The 17964-nt window shown below is 68.9% G+C and carries 17 protein-coding genes and 1 pseudogene; 15 read left to right on the forward strand and 3 right to left on the reverse strand.

What is annotated here, in order from left to right:
* The 13 genes and pseudogenes from A4R44_RS35955 to A4R44_RS36010 all read left to right on the forward strand — a co-directional run bounded on the left by A4R44_RS35955 (position 1) and on the right by A4R44_RS36010 (position 13539).
* Positions 1 to 1462 (forward strand): annotated as a pseudogene (locus A4R44_RS35955) (PucR family transcriptional regulator).
* A gap of 118 nt (positions 1463 to 1580) precedes the next feature.
* Positions 1581 to 2843: an FAD-binding oxidoreductase gene (locus A4R44_RS35960; RefSeq protein ID WP_067590975.1), complete on the forward strand. Its 1263-nt coding sequence runs from the start codon at positions 1581 to 1583 to the stop codon at positions 2841 to 2843.
* Positions 2844 to 2850: 7 nt separating this feature from the next.
* The gene (locus tag A4R44_RS49525; RefSeq protein WP_037810387.1) at positions 2851 to 3021 is read left to right on the forward strand and encodes a hypothetical protein; all 171 of its coding nucleotides are present in this window, start codon (positions 2851 to 2853) and stop codon (positions 3019 to 3021) included.
* Between the two features lie 110 nt (positions 3022 to 3131).
* On the forward strand, positions 3132 to 3575 hold the full coding sequence (locus tag A4R44_RS35965; RefSeq protein ID WP_067591197.1) for a GreA/GreB family elongation factor: 444 nt from the start codon (positions 3132 to 3134) through the stop codon (positions 3573 to 3575).
* Between the two features lie 28 nt (positions 3576 to 3603).
* Complete coding sequence (locus tag A4R44_RS35970) at positions 3604 to 3834, forward strand: hypothetical protein (protein ID WP_067590978.1); 231 nt, start codon at positions 3604 to 3606, stop codon at positions 3832 to 3834.
* Positions 3835 to 3982: 148 nt separating this feature from the next.
* A complete protein-coding gene (locus tag A4R44_RS35975) occupies positions 3983 to 4354 on the forward strand; it encodes a hypothetical protein (RefSeq protein ID WP_067590981.1) in 372 nt (123 codons plus the stop codon).
* A gap of 94 nt (positions 4355 to 4448) precedes the next feature.
* Complete coding sequence (locus A4R44_RS48505) at positions 4449 to 5549, forward strand: NBR1-Ig-like domain-containing protein (RefSeq protein WP_157905079.1); 1101 nt, start codon at positions 4449 to 4451, stop codon at positions 5547 to 5549.
* 150 nt (positions 5550 to 5699) lie between these two features.
* The gene (locus A4R44_RS35985) at positions 5700 to 7280 is read left to right on the forward strand and encodes a helix-turn-helix domain-containing protein (RefSeq protein WP_232791931.1); all 1581 of its coding nucleotides are present in this window, start codon (positions 5700 to 5702) and stop codon (positions 7278 to 7280) included.
* Positions 7281 to 7334: 54 nt separating this feature from the next.
* Positions 7335 to 8069, forward strand: a complete 735-nt coding sequence (locus A4R44_RS35990; RefSeq protein ID WP_095213830.1) for a TIR domain-containing protein — start codon at positions 7335 to 7337, stop codon at positions 8067 to 8069.
* A 44-nt stretch (positions 8070 to 8113) separates the two neighbouring features.
* A complete protein-coding gene (locus tag A4R44_RS35995; RefSeq protein ID WP_067590991.1) occupies positions 8114 to 10051 on the forward strand; it encodes a hypothetical protein in 1938 nt (645 codons plus the stop codon).
* Positions 10048 to 11541: a hypothetical protein gene (locus tag A4R44_RS36000; protein ID WP_067590994.1), complete on the forward strand. Its 1494-nt coding sequence runs from the start codon at positions 10048 to 10050 to the stop codon at positions 11539 to 11541. The genes A4R44_RS35995 and A4R44_RS36000 overlap by 4 nt, the downstream gene beginning before the upstream one ends.
* A gap of 592 nt (positions 11542 to 12133) precedes the next feature.
* Positions 12134 to 12958, forward strand: a complete 825-nt coding sequence (locus A4R44_RS36005; RefSeq protein WP_067590997.1) for a choice-of-anchor P family protein — start codon at positions 12134 to 12136, stop codon at positions 12956 to 12958.
* Positions 12955 to 13539 carry a class F sortase gene (locus A4R44_RS36010; protein WP_067591000.1) on the forward strand — a complete coding sequence of 195 codons (585 nt, stop codon included), beginning with the start codon at positions 12955 to 12957 and terminating at the stop codon, positions 13537 to 13539. Before A4R44_RS36005 ends, A4R44_RS36010 begins: the two co-directional genes overlap by 4 nt.
* A 64-nt stretch (positions 13540 to 13603) precedes the next feature.
* Here A4R44_RS36010 and A4R44_RS36015 read toward each other — a convergent pair whose 3' ends face one another.
* Entirely contained in the window at positions 13604 to 14098 is a 495-nt protein-coding gene (locus A4R44_RS36015; RefSeq protein WP_067591003.1) for a MarR family transcriptional regulator, read from the reverse strand.
* A gap of 27 nt (positions 14099 to 14125) precedes the next feature.
* Entirely contained in the window at positions 14126 to 14389 is a 264-nt protein-coding gene (locus A4R44_RS36020; RefSeq protein ID WP_369806010.1) for a hypothetical protein, read from the reverse strand.
* A 105-nt stretch (positions 14390 to 14494) separates the two neighbouring features.
* Between A4R44_RS36020 and A4R44_RS36025 the strand changes: the two genes are divergently transcribed.
* Together A4R44_RS36025 and A4R44_RS36030 are read left to right on the forward strand one after the other, a co-directional pair.
* The gene (locus A4R44_RS36025) at positions 14495 to 15868 is read left to right on the forward strand and encodes an FAD-binding oxidoreductase (RefSeq protein WP_067591006.1); all 1374 of its coding nucleotides are present in this window, start codon (positions 14495 to 14497) and stop codon (positions 15866 to 15868) included.
* A gap of 146 nt (positions 15869 to 16014) precedes the next feature.
* On the forward strand, positions 16015 to 17781 hold the full coding sequence (locus A4R44_RS36030) for an MFS transporter (protein WP_067591009.1): 1767 nt from the start codon (positions 16015 to 16017) through the stop codon (positions 17779 to 17781).
* On the opposite strand, the gene A4R44_RS46630 is transcribed toward A4R44_RS36030, so the two are convergent.
* Positions 17747 to 17962 (reverse strand): DUF1737 domain-containing protein, encoded by a 216-nt coding sequence (locus A4R44_RS46630; RefSeq protein ID WP_093576962.1) that lies wholly within the window; start codon positions 17960 to 17962, stop codon positions 17747 to 17749. The genes A4R44_RS36030 and A4R44_RS46630 overlap by 35 nt on opposite strands.
* Positions 17963 to 17964 lie beyond the last annotated feature (2 nt).

Raw genomic sequence — 17964 nt, forward strand, 5'->3', positions numbered from 1 at the left:
ATGGTCACACTGGATCGGCTCGTCAACGTCCTCGGTGGGTACGGCGCGCGGTTGTGCTGCTGTCCCGTCGCGCGCGAAGTGGCGTTGCGGGACGTGGTGATGGACGACCCCGCCGATCCGCGCGAGTTGCGCGGCGACGTCTACCTCGCGGTCGGCGTCGATTCAGTGCGGGAAGCCGTCGAACGGGCCACCGCGGCGCGGGCGTCGGTCGTGCTGGTGCGGGGAGCGACGCCACCGGGACCCGAAGCGGACAGCCAGGTCGCGGTGCTGCTCGTCGACCCGGAAGTGTCGTGGGGACAGCTCGCGGGCGTGGTCTACGGCCTGGTGCTCGAAGGCCGCGAGACGGAATCCGGCCGCGGCCCGACCGACTTGTTCGCGCTGGCCGACAGCCTCGCCGACGCACTCGGCAGCGCGGTCACCATCGAGGACCAGCTGTCGCGAGTGCTCGCGTACTCCAGCCTTCAGCAGGGTGCGGACCGCGTGCGGCTGGAGACGATCCTCGGGCGGCGAGTGCCGGACCAGGTGCGCGAGTTGTTCGAGCGCCGCGGAGTGTTCGCGCATCTCGCCGTTTCGGACGAGCCGTTGTTCGTCGAGGCCGATCCCGGACACGGGCTCACCGGGCGCATGGTCGTCGCGGTCCGGGCCGGGCGCGAGACGCTCGGGTCGATCTGGGTGGAGTGCGAGGAGCCGCTGTCCGACGTCCGGCGCACCGTCCTGCACGACAGTTCCCGCACGGTCGGGCTGCATTTGCTGCGGTCGCGAGCGAGCGCTGACCTCGAACGGCAGGTCGAATCGGACCTGGTGATCCGCCTGCTGGAAGGCACTCCGGACGCGGCGGCGGTGCTGAGCAGGCTCGGCTTGCCGCCCGGCCGGTTCCGCGTGGTNGACCACCGGGTTCGGCTGGTCGCGGCCGGGCCGGAGCACGCTGTTCAGCAACACCGTCTACACCGTTCTGCCCGGCGAGGACGGCGAAACCGCCCGCGAGTGGATCGACGGGATCCGTGCCGCGCTGCCCGCGCAGGTCACGGTCGCGGCGGGAATCGGCGCGCCCGCGTCCACCGCGGAGCTGCCCGCGAGCAGGCGGGAATCCGACGAATGCCTCGCGCTGCACGACGTCCGCCCGAAGCCGGGCGCGACCTTCGCGTACGACGAGTCCTGGGACGACATCCTGATCCTTCGCCTGCGCGCCGCGGCGGCAGCGGGACGAGCACCGGCGCGCGGCCCGATCGCGGATCTGGCCCGGCACGACGCGGCCAACTCGACCAGCTACGTCGCGACCCTGCGCGCGTGGCTCGAGACCCAGGGCGAGCTCACCGAGGCCGCCGAACGGCTCGGCGTGCACCCCAACACCATCCGCTACCGGCTGCGGAAGATGGCCGACGTGACGCCGCTGCGGCTCGACCTGCCCGCGAAACGGCTGGCGATGATCATCGAACTCGCTGTCGCCGATCCGCAGGATTGACCGATCCGGACAAACCGGCTTGATCCGTTTGGCCGAACTCGACAAAGCCCGTCCGCCGGATCCGGGTCATCCTGGCCGCACCAGCACAACCAGCGGCACGGCTTCGGCGGAGGAACACATGAGCGATCTCGACCGGTTGGACGGCGGGCCGCGTTCGGTGATCGTGGTCGGCGCGGGCATTGTCGGCCTGTCGACCGCCTGGTTCTTGCAGGAACGCGGCGTGCGGGTGACGGTCGTCGACCGCGAGGGCATCGCGGCGGGCTCGTCCTGGGGCAACGCGGGCTGGCTTTCGCCGGGGCTGGCGATCCCGCTCAACGAACCCGCCGTGCTCCGCTACGGCCTGCGCACCCTGCTCGACCGGCAGGCTCCGCTGCACGTCCCGGCCACTCCGGACCCGCGGCTGTGGCAGTTCCTCGCCCGCTTCGCGGCGAACTGCACCCACCGGTCCTGGAACCGGGCGGTGCGCGCGAACCTGCCGTTCAACGAGCAATGCCTCGAAGCATTCGACATCCTGACCGCGAACGGCGTCGACGCACCGACCGTCGACGCACCCATCACCGCCCTGTTCGAGACGTCGGCGAAGGCGCAGACGCTGGTCAAGGAACTGGACCGGCTCGGCGACGCCGGGCAGAAGGTGTCCTGGACCCAGCTCGCCGGACCGGAGCTGCGCGAGCACTTCCCGCAGGTCACCGACCGGATCGGGACCGGCATCCGGCTCGACGGCCAGCGGTACGCCGACCCCGGCCGGTTCGTCGAATCGCTCGCCCGCGCGGTGGTCAGCCGCGGCGGCACGATCCGGCACCGGTTCGAGGTCGCCGCGATCCGCAGGCACGAGTACGCCTACACCGTGCTGTCGGCGAACGGGCAGACCGTCAACGCCAACGCCGTCGTGCTCGCGACCGGCGCCTGGCTGGGCGAGCTGGCGCACAAGTGGGGCGTGCGCGTCCCGGTGCGCGCCGGCCGCGGGTACTCCTTCACCGTGCCGGCCGACGAGCCGGTGCCGAGCCCGATGTACCTGCCCGACATCCGGGTCGCCTGCACGCCGTACCGCGGCGGGCTGCGGGTGGCCGGGACGATGGAGTTCCGCAAGCCGGACGACCCGCTGTACCCGGCGCGCGTCGACGCGATCATCGCCTCGGCCCGGCCGCTGCTCAAGGGCCTGCGCTGGGACCAGCGCACCGACGTCTGGGTCGGCTCGCGTCCGGTCAGCGCCGACGGGCGGCCGGTGATCGGCCAGACCGGCGCGCCCGGGATGTACGTCGCGGGCGGGCACGGCATGTGGGGCCTGTCCCACGGCGCGATCACCGGGAAGCTGCTCGCCGAGCAGATGGTCACCGGCAGGCAGCCGGAAGCGCTGCGGCCGTTCGACCCGCTGCGGTGACCCGCGCGTGTCCGCCGAACCCGTCCCGCTGACCGGGGACGAGCACGCCGAACTGCTCTTCCTCCGCGCGGAGAACGCCTTGCTGCGCACCGAAAGGGACATCCTGGTGAAGGCAGCGGGCTGGTTCGCCGCCGACGCGGGCGTGCTCGACCGCCGCACCGAGCCCGAGCCCCGCTGACCGCCGCGGGACTCCTCGAAAGTCCGTGGGGGCTGGGCGCCTCCTGCTTGCCCGGCCCCCACGGACGTCATCCGAAAGGCACCTCTCATGTCGACGACCTCTTCGCGTCCCTGGCTGACNGGCTGACCGCCGACGCGCACGCCCGCCTCGCCGCGGAACTCGCCGCCCTGCAGCGCGAACCCGACCTCGACGAGGGGGCGGGCGAACACGACCGGCTCGACCGCAGGCAGCACCGGCAGGCACGGATCCGGCAGCTTCAGGACCTGCTGCAGAACGCCGTCGTCGGCGAGGATCCGCCCGACGACGGGGTCGCCGAGCCGGGGATGGTCCTGACTGTCCGCTACGACGACGGCGGGGCCGAGACGTTCCTGCTGGCCGCGCGCGACGAGGTCGGCGGCGGGCTCGAGGTCTACTCGCCGGATTCGCCGCTCGGGCGGGCGTTGCACGGAGCGAAGCCGGGGGAGCGGCGCGAGTACGAGGTGCCCAGTGGTGCGCTCGTGCGGGTGACGCTGGTCGAGGCTTATCCCTACGGCCGCTATCGGAACGACGGCTGAACCCCGATTTGTGATTACCCTGGCAGGTGTGACCGACGAAGAGCTCATCATCGAGTTCGCCCTCGCCCGGCTCGACAACCCGAGCCTCGACCTTGAGGAGGTCGCGGCGCTGCTCGTCCGCCGCGCCGGACCGGACCGCATGCTCGACTTCGCCGCGCGCAACCTCGAGACGCGCGGCGAACTGCGCGCCGCGATGTTCGAGTCGGCGGTCGAACACGTCTTACGCGTCGTCCTGACCCTGCGCGGCCCGGCTGACTGAGCCGTGGACAATTCGCTGACCTGCGTGGACAACCCCGGCCATTGACCGTGGACAGTCAGCGGTTGAGGACAGGGCGGGCGGCGCGCTGGGATGAGCGCACCGGGATTTCCCGGCTGTACTCCATTCCGATTCGTCCGAGGGGACACCCATGAAGATCGGCAAGACGCTGATGGCCGCCTCCGCGCTGGGGATCGCATTCGCCGGGATCGCCGCGCCCGCCGCGTCGGCGGACACCGCGGCTCCGGTGAGCGCGCAGAGCAAGCACACCGCGAGCATCAAGTGCACGAAGCCGTCCGGGAAGAAGGCCAACTACTCCTGGGGCGACGGCTTCACGAACGTGACCGTCTACTTCAACAACCACTGTTCGCACAAGGTGTCCGCGGGCATCGTGGTGAAGGACATGGACGGCGCCCTGAGCGTGCAGTGCATGACCACCAACGGCGGCACCAGCGGCAAGAAGAAGTTCCACATCGGCGCGGACCACACGGTCGCGCGCATCCAGAAGGGCTGCAAGCTCTGAGCCTCGGTCGCTGAACCGGCTGGCGGGCCCGGGGCTGCACCGCTCCGGGCCGCCTGGCAACCTCCAAGGGTCGATGTCGATCATTGGAGGTGGCATGAGCGAGCCCGCGGCCGGGCAGCCCGGGACCCGCCGGGGTCGCAAGCACATCGTGCCCGACGCCGGCGCGGGCCCGGTGGCCCGTTTCGCTCGCGCTCTGCTGGACCTGAAGCGGGAAGCGGGCGACCCGTCCTACGACCGCATGCGCACCGAACTCGGCGCGGCGGCGTCGAAGTCCGCTCTTTCGGCTGCCACGCGCGGCCGCAGCATGCCGTCCTGGCCGACGACCTGGGAGTTCGTCCGCAGCCTCGCGGTGACCGGCCTCGGCCGCGACGAGGAGACGGTGCGCCGCGCGTGGCTGGCGCGCTGGGAAGAGGCGGCCGAGGGGCAGCCGGCGGATCCGGCGTGGGGTGCGGCGTCGCCGGCGGGCCGGGGGCCTGACCCGGCAGAAGGCGCTTCGTCCGCCGAGCGGCCCGGCGCGGGGGATTGGACGTCTCCGGCGGGCCGGGGGCCTGACCCGGCAGAAGGCGCTTCGTCCGCCGAGCGGCCCGGCGCGGGGGACTGGACGTCTCCGGCGGGCGAACCTTCTCCCGCGCCGCAACCGTCGCCCGATGCCGATCCGGCGATCGCCGCTCCGTCCGCCGCTCCCGAACCGGCCGCGGCCAAGACCCGCCGCTGGGGTTCGATCGTCGTCGTCGCGACGGTGCTGGTCGTTCTCGGACTGGTGGCCGCCGTCGTGGTCCTGGCCACTCCGTCCTCCCGGGACAAGGAAGCCGCCGTCCCGCACTACCCGCTTCCCGGCGACTCGTCCGGCTTCGGCGGCGACGGCCTGCCCGGCGACGTCACCTTCCCGGACGGCGCGAAAGCCCGCTACGGCCAGACGTTCACGAAGATCTGGCGGCTGAAGAACACCGGCTCGGTGCCGTGGCGCAGCCGCTATCTGCAGGTCGCCGGCGGCACCACCGTGCTGTGCCCGTCGCCGCCGCGCGTCCCGGTCCCGGACGCCGAACCGGGGCAGCTGGTCGAGGTGAGCGTCCCGGTGACGCCGACCGGCACCGGCGTCTGCCACGTTTTGTGGAAGATGGTCGACGAACGGGGCGCGCTCGTGTTCCCGGACCGGACCGGGATCTTCTATCAGGTCACCGTCGCCGCGGAGTAACCCGGTAAGCGGAGAACCTTCCTGACCGGCTTCGGCTCGCTGTCGGGCAAGCGACGCGACTAGGGGGTTTCCCGTTTCCCATCGAGCAGGCACCGGGAAACCCTCGCTTCACGCTCGTGCCGCACTGTCGTGATCTGCAAAATCTTCGCTGTGGACGATGTCATTCAGCGCACGCGAGCCGAGGCTCTTTCGGGCGCTCTGAGGCGCGACATGCGGAAAAGGATTGGAAAGCACGAGGACGACGGAGCAGCTGACTGTTCCACGCCGGTGAGCGCGAGTTCGTGCTGTTTCGCGCTGGCCGGCTGTCAATTCATGACTCCATCCGTTGTAAATCGCCGAGTTCGTCTGCCCAAGCGGGGTGTCGCTGTGCTGGACTGTGCGAAGTGCCGCGGTTCCAGCACCGCGCGGAGGCTTTCGACCAGTCCTTCGCCACGGGCATCAGGCAACGGGGAGGGATCGGTGGCGGATAGCCGCGCACAGTTCGGTGCCGAGCTTCGGCGGTGGCGCACCGGAGCTGGAGTATCGCTCGCAGATCTTGCGGTCGTGGTGCACTACAGCAAGGGCTATCTGAGCAAAATCGAGAACGGGCTGAAACGAGCGCATCCCGACCTCGCGCGCCGGTGCGATGTCGAATTGCGGGCAGGAGGCCGGCTTGCTTCCTTGGTCAAAACCGGGGAGCACCGGACCGAACGGGCCGACGAGGCTGACGACGGAGAGGCCTGGATGGTGAATCTCGACGGCAGGGACGGCAGCTGGTTCCGTCCGATGGGGAGACGCGAGGCGATCGTGCTGGGTGCCGGGCTGGGGTTCAGCGTGGGGGCGCCCGCTTTGGCGCGTTCGGCCGGGGGAACGGCGTTGTCCGTGTTTCGCCTGCAGTTCGACCAAATGCGGGCTCTGGGGCAGGTCGCGAGCCCCGGCGCGGTCATCCCCACCGTCATCGCGCAGACGCACACCCTTCGCGAGCTGGCCAGGCAGGCGGTCGGCAGCGACCACTCGGAGCTTTTCCTGCTCGCTTCCCGCTCCGCAGAGTACGTGGGCTGGATGGCGCAGGAAAGCGGGGACGAGCGGGCATCGCTGTGGTGGACAGATCAGGCAGTGCGCATGGCAGAATCCGGAGGAGACCGTCATCTGGCCCGCTACGCGCTCGTCCGGAAGGCCGTCGTCGCCCTGTACCAGGAGGATGCCGGGAAGACGATCGCACTGAGCCGCGAGGCACAGGCAGGGCCGACGCCGGCGCGAATCCAAGGCCTGGCCGCACAGCTGGAGGCGCAAGGGCACGCGCTGGCCGGTGACTACGAATCGTGCATGCGAGTACTCGACCGCGCGCGTTCGCTGCTGGTGATACCGGACGACCGCGGCGATTCCGCCCTGCCGGTGCTGGGCGCCATGCACCTCGAGGACCCGGTGGCCATGGCGGCAGGGTGGTGTTTGCTCGATCTCGGCCGCCCTCGGGAAGCCGCCGCAGTGCTCGACCGGCAACTCCAAACGGTGCCGGAGCATGCGCTGCGGACGAGAGCCCGCTACGGCGTCCGAAGGGCACTCGCGTACGCGATGCAGAACGAGGTCGAAAGAGCCTGTGAAATCACCGCCGAGTTGCAGGGGCCGTTGCAGGCGATCGGCTCGGCGACCGTGGCCCAGGACCTCCGTCGGTTGCGGCGGACGCTTGCCCGCTTCCACGGACACAAATCGGTCCGAAACATCTATCCGCTCCTGACCGGCCAACTGGGCTAGTCGCACTGAGCGTGCCCGTTTGTTGAGTTCTTTGTGTACGGAGGTTTATTTAGCATGCCTAAAGTATTTTTGAATTACCGGACCGGGGACGGCGAGCAGTTGGCGACGATCATCGACCAGGACTTGCGCCGTCGATTCGGCGACGAACACATCTTCAAGGACCATCGGTCGATTCAGGCAGGCGCAGTGTTCCAGAAAGCGCTGGAGAACGGCGTCTGGGGCAGCAAAGTCTTGTTGTGCGTCATCGGACCCACCTGGCTGACCGCCGCCGACGGGACCGGACGGCGCAAGATCGACAATCCGGAAGACTGGATTCACCGCGAGCTGGTGATGGCATTCGACCACGGGGTGCGGGTGATCCCTGTGGTCGACGAACGTGCGAAGTCGCCGCTGCCGGTCAAAGAGTTGCCTCAGCGGCTCAAGCGGCTGGCGGATCTGCAGTACCAGGTTTACCACCACCGGGATCCTGACACCCTGCTGANGCTGAACCGGATCGCTCAGGATGTGCTCGATTTCGTCCCTGAGCTGAAAGATCTTACTGAGCCCGCGAAGCAGACAGGCGAATCCGCCACGCGGAACGAAGTCCATGGCGGAGGCGTAGGCGGGGTTTGGCGCGACCCGTCGATCGGGACGATCATCAGCGGCCCGGGAAACCAGTACAACGGCGACGTGGTCGGCGGTTCGCAGTTCAATGGTCCGACCCATGCGGGGACAGGCACGTTCAACAACGCACGCACCATCAACGTCAGGGAAGACGACGGCTCGGCGGAGGGCGAGGGGCGGCGTTGACTGCGGGCGAGCGCGAGTCGCCCGGCCCGCTTCCCCGGCCAGGCGTGGGTTCACCGGTCACTCAATACACCCAGATCAACAACATCGACACCCCCGGCCCGCACAACCGGCGCCGGCCGTTCGGCCTGCTCCACGAGTCGGATCTGGGCTGGCTTTATCGAAGGTTCGAGCCACCGGAAGGCTTTCCGCAGGCTCAGCACAAGCTGGAGAAGTGCCGGCTGGTCCTCATTTCCGGGCCGGCCGGGGCCGGGATGCGGACCGCGGCGAAGATGCTCCTGCGCACTTACGCTGATTCCAGTCATCTTTTCCGGGTCTTGCCGACTGAAGTGGAGGAAGACGCGTTCGACCCGGACAGCGTTGCCGACGGAGACCTGCTTCTCCTTGACCTTTCCTCGGTCGAGAGCGAGCACTACGCGAAGCTCAAGGAGAAGGCGCTCTATCTCCGGGCGCACACGAAAGCCAGATCGACCAGATTGGTGATTATCGTCGATCGGGCGGTGGAGGAGCAGTTCGAATTCGACGAGAGCCGCCAGTTCCTGGTTCCGCTGGGGCGGCCGGACCCGGCGGTGGTGCTGCGGCGGCATCTCGCTGCGGACGGGCTGTCCGGCGACCTCGATCCGGCGGAGTACCAGGCCTTCTGCGCTTCGTTGGTTTCGTCGAGTATGAACAATCTGGCACGTCTTGCCGAGAGGGCGCGGTCGTCGGCGCGAGGCGGCCAACGGCTGCTGGATCTGCTCAGGGAAGCACAGCAGGCGGTTGCCGACCGGACTGAAGAAGCGCGGAAGCTTCTCGACGGCAAGAAGGACGGCGTGGTCCGCGCGCTCGCTCTGGCCTTGGCGATGCTGGAGGGCGAGCATCGCAGGGTGGTCTTCGCGGCTGCGGCCAAGCTGCTGACGCAGGTGGAGCATCCGGAGAGCGAGGTTCCGTTGCTGGAACGTATCTCGCTGTCCAGCTACCTGGGCGAGGTCACCGCGGTGCCCGCGGACGAGCATGGCGGGATCCGGTTCCGGGAAGCTGGATACGGCGCCGCGGTCGCCGCCTACTTCTGGCGGGAGTACCCGCGATTGCACAATGTTCTCCACGACTGGAGCGCCAGCCTCGTGGGCATGGAGGAGCTGAGCAGGTCGTCCCGGCTTCGGCTGGCTGACCGGATGGCGATTCAACTGCTTGATGCAGATCTGCAAGACGATCTGGCGCAGCTGGTCAGGAACTGGCCGCCGGCGCGGGATTGGCCAGATCAGGTGCAGACCGTCCTGTCGAGGGGGCTGGCACATTCGCGGCACGGCCGGTTCTTCCGGCAGCAGTTCTACACTTGGGCGCGGGCGCGCGACTTGCCGGGCCAGTTTGCCGCGGTGCTGGCCGATCTGTGCGCGGCGGAGATGGCGGCGGAGTACCCGGAAGAGGCGCTCACCAGGCTCAACCACTTGGTCAAGCGAAATCGAGACCGCGTCGACAGTTATGCGCTGGAGCGGCTGCTCCAACTGGTCGCGAGCGATCTCCGGCTCTACCGCCGTCTCGCCTGGCGGTTGCGGCAGCATCCTCCCCGGCCGGATCGGGGGCGATCCGAGACAGAGCTGGCGCTGCGAGTGCTCAGTCCGAAGCTGGTGCTGAGCACTGACGTCCGAGGCCGTCGCTTCGGGTCCGATCCCACTGTGCGCAGGTGCATCGAGGCGGTCTGGCGCGCGCTCATGACGAACCTGCCCGCGCCGCAATGGCAGGAGCATCTGCGGACCTGGCTGAGCGAATGCGCCGGTGCGGACGCTCCGGACGCGGCCTTGCTCGTTCGCGAGGTGCTCGCCGGAGCGGGCGGCGATCCCCGGACTCTCGCCACCGTCTATGTGACTGCCAGAGATTGGGCGCGGAGCGGTGATCGCGTGTCACGTGCCCGCTTCGCGCTCCTTGTCATCCAGCTGATCAACGAAGCGCAGGGCGTGGTCGATTCGGATACCACCACGCTCCGCGAGAAGAAAGGCCGATCATGACTTCATCGGACAAGGCCACGCTCTCTATCGCACTGCTTGTCTGCGCCGGTGTTCCGATCGGTCTCACGATCGGACTGGACTCCCTGCTGTGGCTTCTGCTCATGCTTCCGCTGGTGATCATTCCAGTAGCTGTCCACAAGCGGATCAGCGCCCGGATCGCCTACGAGTCCGAGGTCGACCGGCGCATGACGGCGCACCTGGCTGCTGTGCAACCGCCCGCGCCGGAGCCGGTGCCGGAACCAGCCCCGGTTCGGTTCGAGCGGACGGAGGTGACCGCGACTGCGTTGCCGAGCAGGCGCGAGGACTACCGGTTCCTGTTCTCGGCGACGGTGTGGTGGCGGTTATGCCCGGAGGTGCGCGGGCCGGTGCACGCGAGTCCGGGTGCGGTAGCGATCAACGAAGTCGTGGAACGAGCGAAGGCGATCACGGCGGGTGAACTGCCTCTTGACCACGAACAGGTCCGGCATCGGCTGAACAGCGTGTTAGGCAAGGTAGGGCCGGACAAATCCGGATTCGTCGAGGTTTCGGCTGCCGACGTGCGGCTCGATCTTGAGACTGCCGACCGCGAGCGGCTTGAGCTGTTCGCGAAGACGCGCAAAGACGCGCTGGTGTGGGAGTACGAGCGCAAGCATGAGGAAGACCGGCGGCGTTATCTCGGAGAAGACGTTCTCAGCGACACCGGCAGTGCGGTCGTCTGGTGGCTGGTGAAGCAGAACAACGACGTGGCGAATGTAGTGAAGGACATCAACACTCTCGCCGAGCTGACGGCGGCCGCCAACAACGTGCGGGCGGCGACGGGTCGGGAACTGGGCTATGGGCAGATGGCGTTTCCGGAGGACGTGTCCGCGTCCGAGCGCACGCCAGCGGTCTCCGACCCATCACCACGGGACAGCGTGGTCGATCTTGTCGAAGCTCTGATGAACGGGATTGGCCTGGACGCAGACGCACCCGAACGGGATCTGCTGGCTGAACGGCTGGCCAGCTCTTTCGCCGGGGCGGGCAAACCAGACCTGGCCGATCAGGTCCGTGAGGCCTTTGGCGCGTTGGACCCGGACCCGTCGCCGTCCGGACCGGTTCAGGAGGAGCTGCCCCAGGACGGATCGGCCCAAGGCCGCTCGCCTTCCCCGGCGTACGACGATCACGCTCAGCAGGCTCAAGACAATGTGGCTGCGCGGGCATGGTTTCACCGGGACGAAGAAGGTGCCGACGCTGATGCTGGGTCGCCTCGCGACGTCATGGCTGTCCGAGCTCCTGACGACAAGGCGGAGTTCGGCCGGGACGAGACGCCTGATCCGGTTTCGGACAGCGGGGGCGACGGCACACAGCCAGGGGCTCCGGATGCAGAGCAAGACAACTCGGACGGGAGGCCGGGCTCCGGCTCGCCGCAAGACGGCGCTGAACCGGCTTTGCTCTGGCCGGATCCTGGTGCGCCGGGGGAGCGTACCGACCGCGTCGCCCACCCCGGGAGCTCGGGCGCGGACCAGGAGTGAGCCGGACAGGCAGAAAGAAGACCAGACCGGCCGGACCGTGTTTCGTCGCGGCAGGACTGCCGGACGAAACACGGTCCGGCCGGTGCGGAGCGACGCCTCGGATTGAGCGTTACCGCTGGTCACCGCCCCGGGCAAGAAATTCGTACCCTTTTTCCCGTTCGCTCGTTCCGCTCCGGTCGATTCCATTGTGGACAATTTCCGCCCGCACGGCCCTCGGTCGCGGGACGAATTGGCGGGCCGGGAATGAGCGGTAGCGGTCACAGTGCGGAGGGTGTTCAACGACTACCCTCCGCAGGATCACCCCTCCGAGTGGGGCGAGGGGCAATCCGCCATCGGTGCCCCGGTTCTGGTGGCTCAGCGTGAGAAAAACGCGGCGGCAACGCCGCGTTACATCACTCTTTAGTGGTTAAATTGCGATAATTGTGGTCACCGGAACCGCCGGGCGGGCGCGGTGCGCGACGGATCTTGCTTTGCGTTTCCTGGGCGTCTTGATAATGTCGCGCTCTGCCAGGGACCGACAGTTGTGCTCGGTCACGCGTGGATTCGGGGATCCGTGCGGCGGCTCCATTCTTGATGTTCGGAAGGACAATTCATGCGTTCTGCCCTGCTGCGCGGACGGACCGTCGCGGTCGCTGTTCCCGCGCTGGCTTTGCTCGCCACCGCCGTCGCCCCGTCGGCGCTCGCCGCCGAGGCGCCCGCCGGCTCGGCCTACGGCGCGTCCGCCTCGGTCTCGCTGCTGCCCGGCGTGCTCGGCGACAAGGGAATCACCGTCGACACCGGCAAGATCGCGCCCTCCTCGACCGAGGGCCCGGAGTCCGCGCAGGTGGTGAACGTGCCGCTGAAGGGCCTGGTCACGGCCAAGGCGGTCAGCAGCTCGGCGAAGCAGGACGGCAGCAAGGGCCCGGTCGAGGCGAAGGCTTCGATCGTCGACGCCGCGCTCCCGGTGCTCGCCCCGCTCGCCGGCTCCACCCCCAAGGCCCGCGTGATCAGTTCCGAGTGCAAGTCCACCCCGGACGGCATCACCGCCTCGTCCGAGCTGGCCGGCCTCGACCTCGGCAAGATCGGCAAGCTCCCGGTGTCGACCAAGCCGAACCAGAAGCTCGGCATCGACGGCGTGCTCCAGGTGATCGTCAACGAGCAGATCAAGCACTCCGACGGCAGCCTCACCGTCAACGCGCTGCACATCAAGCTGCTCGGCGGCGCCGTCACCGGCGCGCTCGGCAAGGGCGACATCGTCCTCGCCTCGGCCACCTGCGCCAAGGTCGCGGGCAACCCGACCACCCCGCCCACCACGCCGCCGACCACCCAGCCGAGCAAGCCCGCCCCGCCCGCCGAAGGCCCCGGCCAGGTCACGGTCGTTCCGGTCGGCGCGCCGGAGACCGGCGACGGCACGCTGGCCGCGGTGACCGTGCGGTGACGCGTTCCCGGTTCGGGCTTTTCGCGCTGCTGCTGGCTTTCGTCGCGAACTTCGCCCTGCTGGGCTGCGGTTCGGCGGATCAGGTCCCGCCCGCCGCGGCCCCGGCGAGTTCCGCGGCGGCCGCGCAGCAGGTCGCGGACCCGGTCTCGCTCGACGTTCCCAGCATCGACGCGCATTCGTCGCTGGTGCCGCTCGGCCTCAACGACGACAAGACTGTCCAGGTGCCGCCGGTGGACCAGCCGCTGCAGGCGGGCTGGTACCACTTCGGACCCAAACCGGGCCAGGTCGGACCGGCGGTCGTCCTCGGTCACATCGACGGCAACCACCAGAAGGGCATTTTCTGGCGGCTGCACGAGATGAAGAAGGGCGACAAGGTCGTCATCGGCCGCAAGGACGGGTCGAAGGCCTCGTTCACGGTGACCAAGGTGGACCAGATCGCGAAGAAGACGTTCCCCACCGAAGCCGTGTATGGCAACACGACCGATTCGCAGATCCGGCTGATCACGTGCGGCGGCGCGTTCGACGCCGAAAAGAAGAGCTATCTCGACAACATCATCGTGTACGGCACGCTCGACGGCTGAGCCGCGCCGACGGATACCGGGGCCTCGTCGTTTCGCGCTCGGGCGAAGCGGCGAGGCCCTGCCGTCATTCCGCGGAGAGTTCGCCGGTCGCCGCCCGGCCCGCTTCGGCGGTGCGGCGCAGGAATCCGGCGATCAGCATGAGTTCGTCTTCGGTGTATCCGGCACACAGGTCGTCCATCGCCGAGTTCATCCCGCCGTACACGCGAAACAGTTCCTGGGTGCGTCCCGGCACCGCCCGCACGGTGACCGCGCGCCGGTCGGCCGCTTCGGGATCGCGTTCGCGCACCACCCATCCGCCGCGCTGCAGGCGGTCGAGGATGCCGGTCACGGTCGCCGGGTGCAAGCCCGCGCGGCGGGCGAGCGCGCTCGGGCTCAGCGGTCCGGCGGTCGAGATCAGTTCGAGGCAGTCGAGGTCGACGTCCTTGAGCTTCAGCCGTCCGCCGACCTGGTGGTTCAGCAGCGACAGCTGATTGCGCAGTTCCCGCAGCGACTCCTTGAGCGCCACTGTGGTGCGCCGCCTGCGCCGCGCTGTCTCCGTTCCGGATGCTCCGGACGCCATCTGCTCCGCCCTCCCGTTTCTCGCTGGTCAGCGTAGCCGGGTCAGGCGGCGGCGAGCAGTGCTTCCCCGGCCGGCGTCAGCACGGCGGGCACCGGCTGCCCGAACGGCCCCGGTTCCCGCGCGCGCAGCAGACCGGCGCGCCAGCGCGTGCGCGGTGAACTGGTCGCCGCACGGCAGGCCGCCCACGAACAGATCCGGTTCGCAGCCGCAGGTCAGGCGTCCGCGCCCGGCGGCGACGGCACGCAGCATCGAAATCCCGCGGCGGGTGACGGTGGGGCCGGTGCTGTGCACGGCTGCCTCCTCGAAGCTCGCTCTCGCCGATACGTCGAACGAGCCGCCCGGATTTCGACCTAACCTGGCGGGGAGAAGCGGACCGGAAAGAACGCGGGAGCCCCCATGCTGATCGACGACCTGCACACCGTCCTGCCGGACGACCGGATCGTGCGGGACCCCGATGTGCTGCGCAGCTTCGCGCACGACGAGGCGGAGTGGGCCCCGTACGGCGAACCGGCGGTCCTGGTCCGCCCGCGCACCGCGGACGAAGCGCGGGCGATCGTGCGCCAATGCATCAAGCACGGCACGCCGGTGGTGCCGCGCGGGGCGGGAACCGGATTGTCCGGTGGCGCGAACGCGCTGGCCGGCTGCGTCGTGCTGGCGACCGACCGGATGACCGAGATCAAGGAGATCGACCCGGTGGAACGGCTCGCCGTCGTCGAACCGGGAGTGGTCAACGACGATCTCCGTGCGGCCTGTGCGGAACACGGGCTGTGGTACCCGCCGGACCCGGCCAGCTCGCCGTGGTCGACGATCGGCGGCAACGTCGCGACCAACGCGGGCGGCGTGTGCTGCGTGAAGTACGGCGTGACCCGCGACTACGTGCTCGGTCTGCAGGTCGTCACCGGCACCGGCGAACTCGTGCGGCTCGGCCGCCGGACCGCGAAGGGCGTGGCCGGGTACGACCTCGCCGGGCTGATGGTCGGTTCGGAGGGAACGCTCGGCGTCATCACCGAGATCACCGTGCGGCTGCGGGCGAAACGCGCGCCGGAGGCGACCGTCGCGGGCTACTTCGACTCGACGGTCGCGGCGGGGGAGGCGGCGGCGGCGATCCGCGCGGCCGGGATCGTCCCGTCGGCGCTGGAGCTGGTGGACCGGCATTGCCTGGCCGCGGTCGACGCCTGGAAGAACATGGGCTTGTCCGCCGACGCGAACGTGGTGCTGCTCGGCCGCAGCGACGTGCCGGGCGGGCACGAGGCCGCGGTGATGGTGGAGTGCTTCGAGAAGGCGGGCGCGACCTGGGCCGCGCAGTCGACCGACGAGGCCGAGGCGGACGCGTTGTTCGCCGCCCGGCGGCTGGCGTACCCGGCGCTCGAACGGCTCGGCCCGGTGCTCACCGAGGACGTCTGCGTGCCGACGCATCTGGTGCCGGAAATGCTCGCCCGGATCGATCTGGCGGCGCAGCGGCACAATACGCAAATCGCCAATATCGCGCATATCGGAGACGGGAATCTGCATCCGCTGCTGATTACGCCGGCCGGGGACGACGACGCGCAGCGCCGCGCGCAGGCCGCGTTCGACGACATCGTCGCCGACGCGCTCGAACTCGGCGGGACAGTGACCGGCGAGCACGGCGTCGGCCTGCTGAAGCGGCCAGGGCTTGAGAAAGAGCTGGGACCAGCGGTTCTCGACCTGCACCGCGCGGTCAGGAACGCCCTCGACCCGCACGGGATTCTCAACCCGGGAAAGGTTGTCGGAGGTCCCGTGCGGCGGTAACTCGACCGAGTGAAAGTAAACAGTCCACAAAGGATAGTCATCCGTTTGTGACCCTTGTCTCCCAGTCGTTTTCTTTTGTTGGTTGCCTACCGCAAGCAACTTGCTTAGCCTAGCTAAGGGAACGGCTGGGAGAGGGGTTTTCGACAGTGGCGGAGCGCAGGACGTATTCGATCGCGGAACTCGGTCCGCGGTACAAGTGGATCGCGCTGTCCAACACGACGCTCGGGATGCTGATCGCGACGATCAACTCCTCCATCGTGCTGATCGCGCTGCCCGACATCTTCAAGGGCATCGGCATCAACCCGCTGGAGCCGTCGAACACGAGCTACCTGCTGTGGATGATCATGGGCTTCCTCGTGGTCACCGCGGTGCTGGTGGTGGCGTTCGGCAGGCTCGGCGACATGTACGGCCGGGCCAGGATGTACAACCTCGGCTTCGCCGTGTTCACCGTTTCCTCGATCATGCTGGCGATCACCTGGTTCGGCGGCGACGCGGCCGCGCTGTGGCTGATCGGCTGGCGGATCGTGCAGGGCGTCGGCGGCGCGTTCCTGATGGCGAACTCGTCGGCCATCCTCACCGACGCCTTCCCGGCCAACCAGCGCGGGCTCGCGCTCGGCATGAACGGCGTCGCGGCGATCGCGGGCTCGTTCCTCGGCCTCGTGGTCGGCGGCGTGCTCGCGCCGGTGAACTGGAACCTGATCTTCCTGGTGTCGGTGCCCTTCGGCGTCATCGGCACGGTGTGGGCGTACCTCAAGCTGCACGACACCGGCGTCCGCCAGCACGCGAAAATGGACTGGTGGGGCAACATCACCTTCGCGGTCGGCCTCATCGCGGTGCTGGTCGGGATCACCTACGGAATCCAGCCGTACGGCACTTCGCAGACCGGCTGGGGCAGCCCGATGGTGCTGTCCTGCCTGATCGGCGGGGTCGCGGTGCTGATCGCGTTCGTGGTGATCGAGACGAAGGTGCCCAACCCGCTGTTCCGGCTGTCGCTGTTCCGGATCCGCTCGTTCAGCTGGGGCAACCTGGCGAACCTGACCGCGTCGCTCGGCCGCGGCGGGCTGCAGTTCGTGCTGATCATCTGGCTGCAGGGAATCTGGTTGCCGCAGCACGGTTTCACCTTCGAACAGACGCCGCTGTGGGCCGGGATCTACATGCTGCCGCTGACCATCGGCTTCCTGGTGGCCGCGCCGACGTCCGGCATCCTGTCCGACCGCATCGGCAGCCGCGTGCTCGCCTCCGGCGGCCTGGTCATCACCGCGGTCACCTTCCTGCTGCTGACGCTGCTGCCGGTGAACTTCGACTACTGGGCGTTCGCCGGGATCCTGCTGCTCAACGGCATCGGCATGGGCATGTTCTCCTCGCCGAACCGGGCCGAGGTGATGAACAGCCTTCCGGCCGACGCGCGAGGCTCCGGCGCGGGCATGATGACGACCTTCCAGAACGCGGCGATGGTGCTGTCGATCGGCTTCTTCTTCAGCCTGATCATCGCCGGCTTGTCCGACCACCTGCCGATCGCGATGTCGCAGGGCCTGACCGCGCACGGCGTGGCCCCGGACGCCGCGAATCAGGTCGCGCACCTGCCCGCGGTCGCGGTGCTGTTCGCGGCGTTCCTCGGATACAACCCGATCCAGCAGCTGCTGGGCGGCCAGCTGGGCAGTCTGCCCGCGGACCAGGCGAGCTTCCTGACCGGACGCAGCTTCTTCCCGAACCTGATCTCGGGCCCGTTCCAGGACGGCCTCGCGGTGGCGTTCGGCTTCGCGATCGTGGTGTGCCTGATCGGCGCGGTGGCGTCGCTGCTGACGAAGGACACGAAGAAGCCGTCGGAGTCGGTGGGCGAGGAATTGGCCGCGGTGGCCGGGGAATCCGGCGGCGGGCCTAGCGAGCTGGTTTCTCCCCGGAGCGACCGGTAGCGGGTTCCGGCCAGAGCACGGCTTGGGCGACGATCACGTTCTCGCCGTTGAAGGTCAAGGCGGGGCCCTCGTGCAGGCGATAGCCGAGCGCGAGGGCTTCGCTGACCCGGCGGCAGAAGGCGGAGTCGTCGGGACCGGTGAGTACTCGGTAGGCGGGAAGACCGTCCGGGGGCGTGTTCATGC

Origin of the sequence: Amycolatopsis sp. M39 (assembly GCF_001651785.1) — a bacterium.
Taxonomy (GTDB): Bacteria; Actinomycetota; Actinomycetes; order Mycobacteriales; family Pseudonocardiaceae; genus Amycolatopsis; species Amycolatopsis rubida.

Bases quoted from the DNA above. Each gene is read 5' to 3' on its own strand.
- A4R44_RS35960 (WP_067590975.1), top strand. From the start codon at position 1,581: ATGAGCGATCTCGACCGGTTGGACGGCGGGCCGCGTTCGGTGATCGTG.
- A4R44_RS35975 (WP_067590981.1), top strand. From the start codon at position 3,983: ATGAAGATCGGCAAGACGCTGATGGCCGCCTCCGCGCTGGGGATCGCA.
- A4R44_RS48505 (WP_157905079.1), top strand. From the start codon at position 4,449: ATGAGCGAGCCCGCGGCCGGGCAGCCCGGGACCCGCCGGGGTCGCAAG.
- A4R44_RS36000 (WP_067590994.1), top strand. From the start codon at position 10,048: ATGACTTCATCGGACAAGGCCACGCTCTCTATCGCACTGCTTGTCTGC.
- A4R44_RS36005 (WP_067590997.1), top strand. From the start codon at position 12,134: ATGCGTTCTGCCCTGCTGCGCGGACGGACCGTCGCGGTCGCTGTTCCC.
- A4R44_RS36015 (WP_067591003.1), bottom strand. From the start codon at position 14,098: ATGGCGTCCGGAGCATCCGGAACGGAGACAGCGCGGCGCAGGCGGCGC.
- A4R44_RS36025 (WP_067591006.1), top strand. From the start codon at position 14,495: ATGCTGATCGACGACCTGCACACCGTCCTGCCGGACGACCGGATCGTG.
- A4R44_RS46630 (WP_093576962.1), bottom strand. From the start codon at position 17,962: ATGAACACGCCCCCGGACGGTCTTCCCGCCTACCGAGTACTCACCGGT.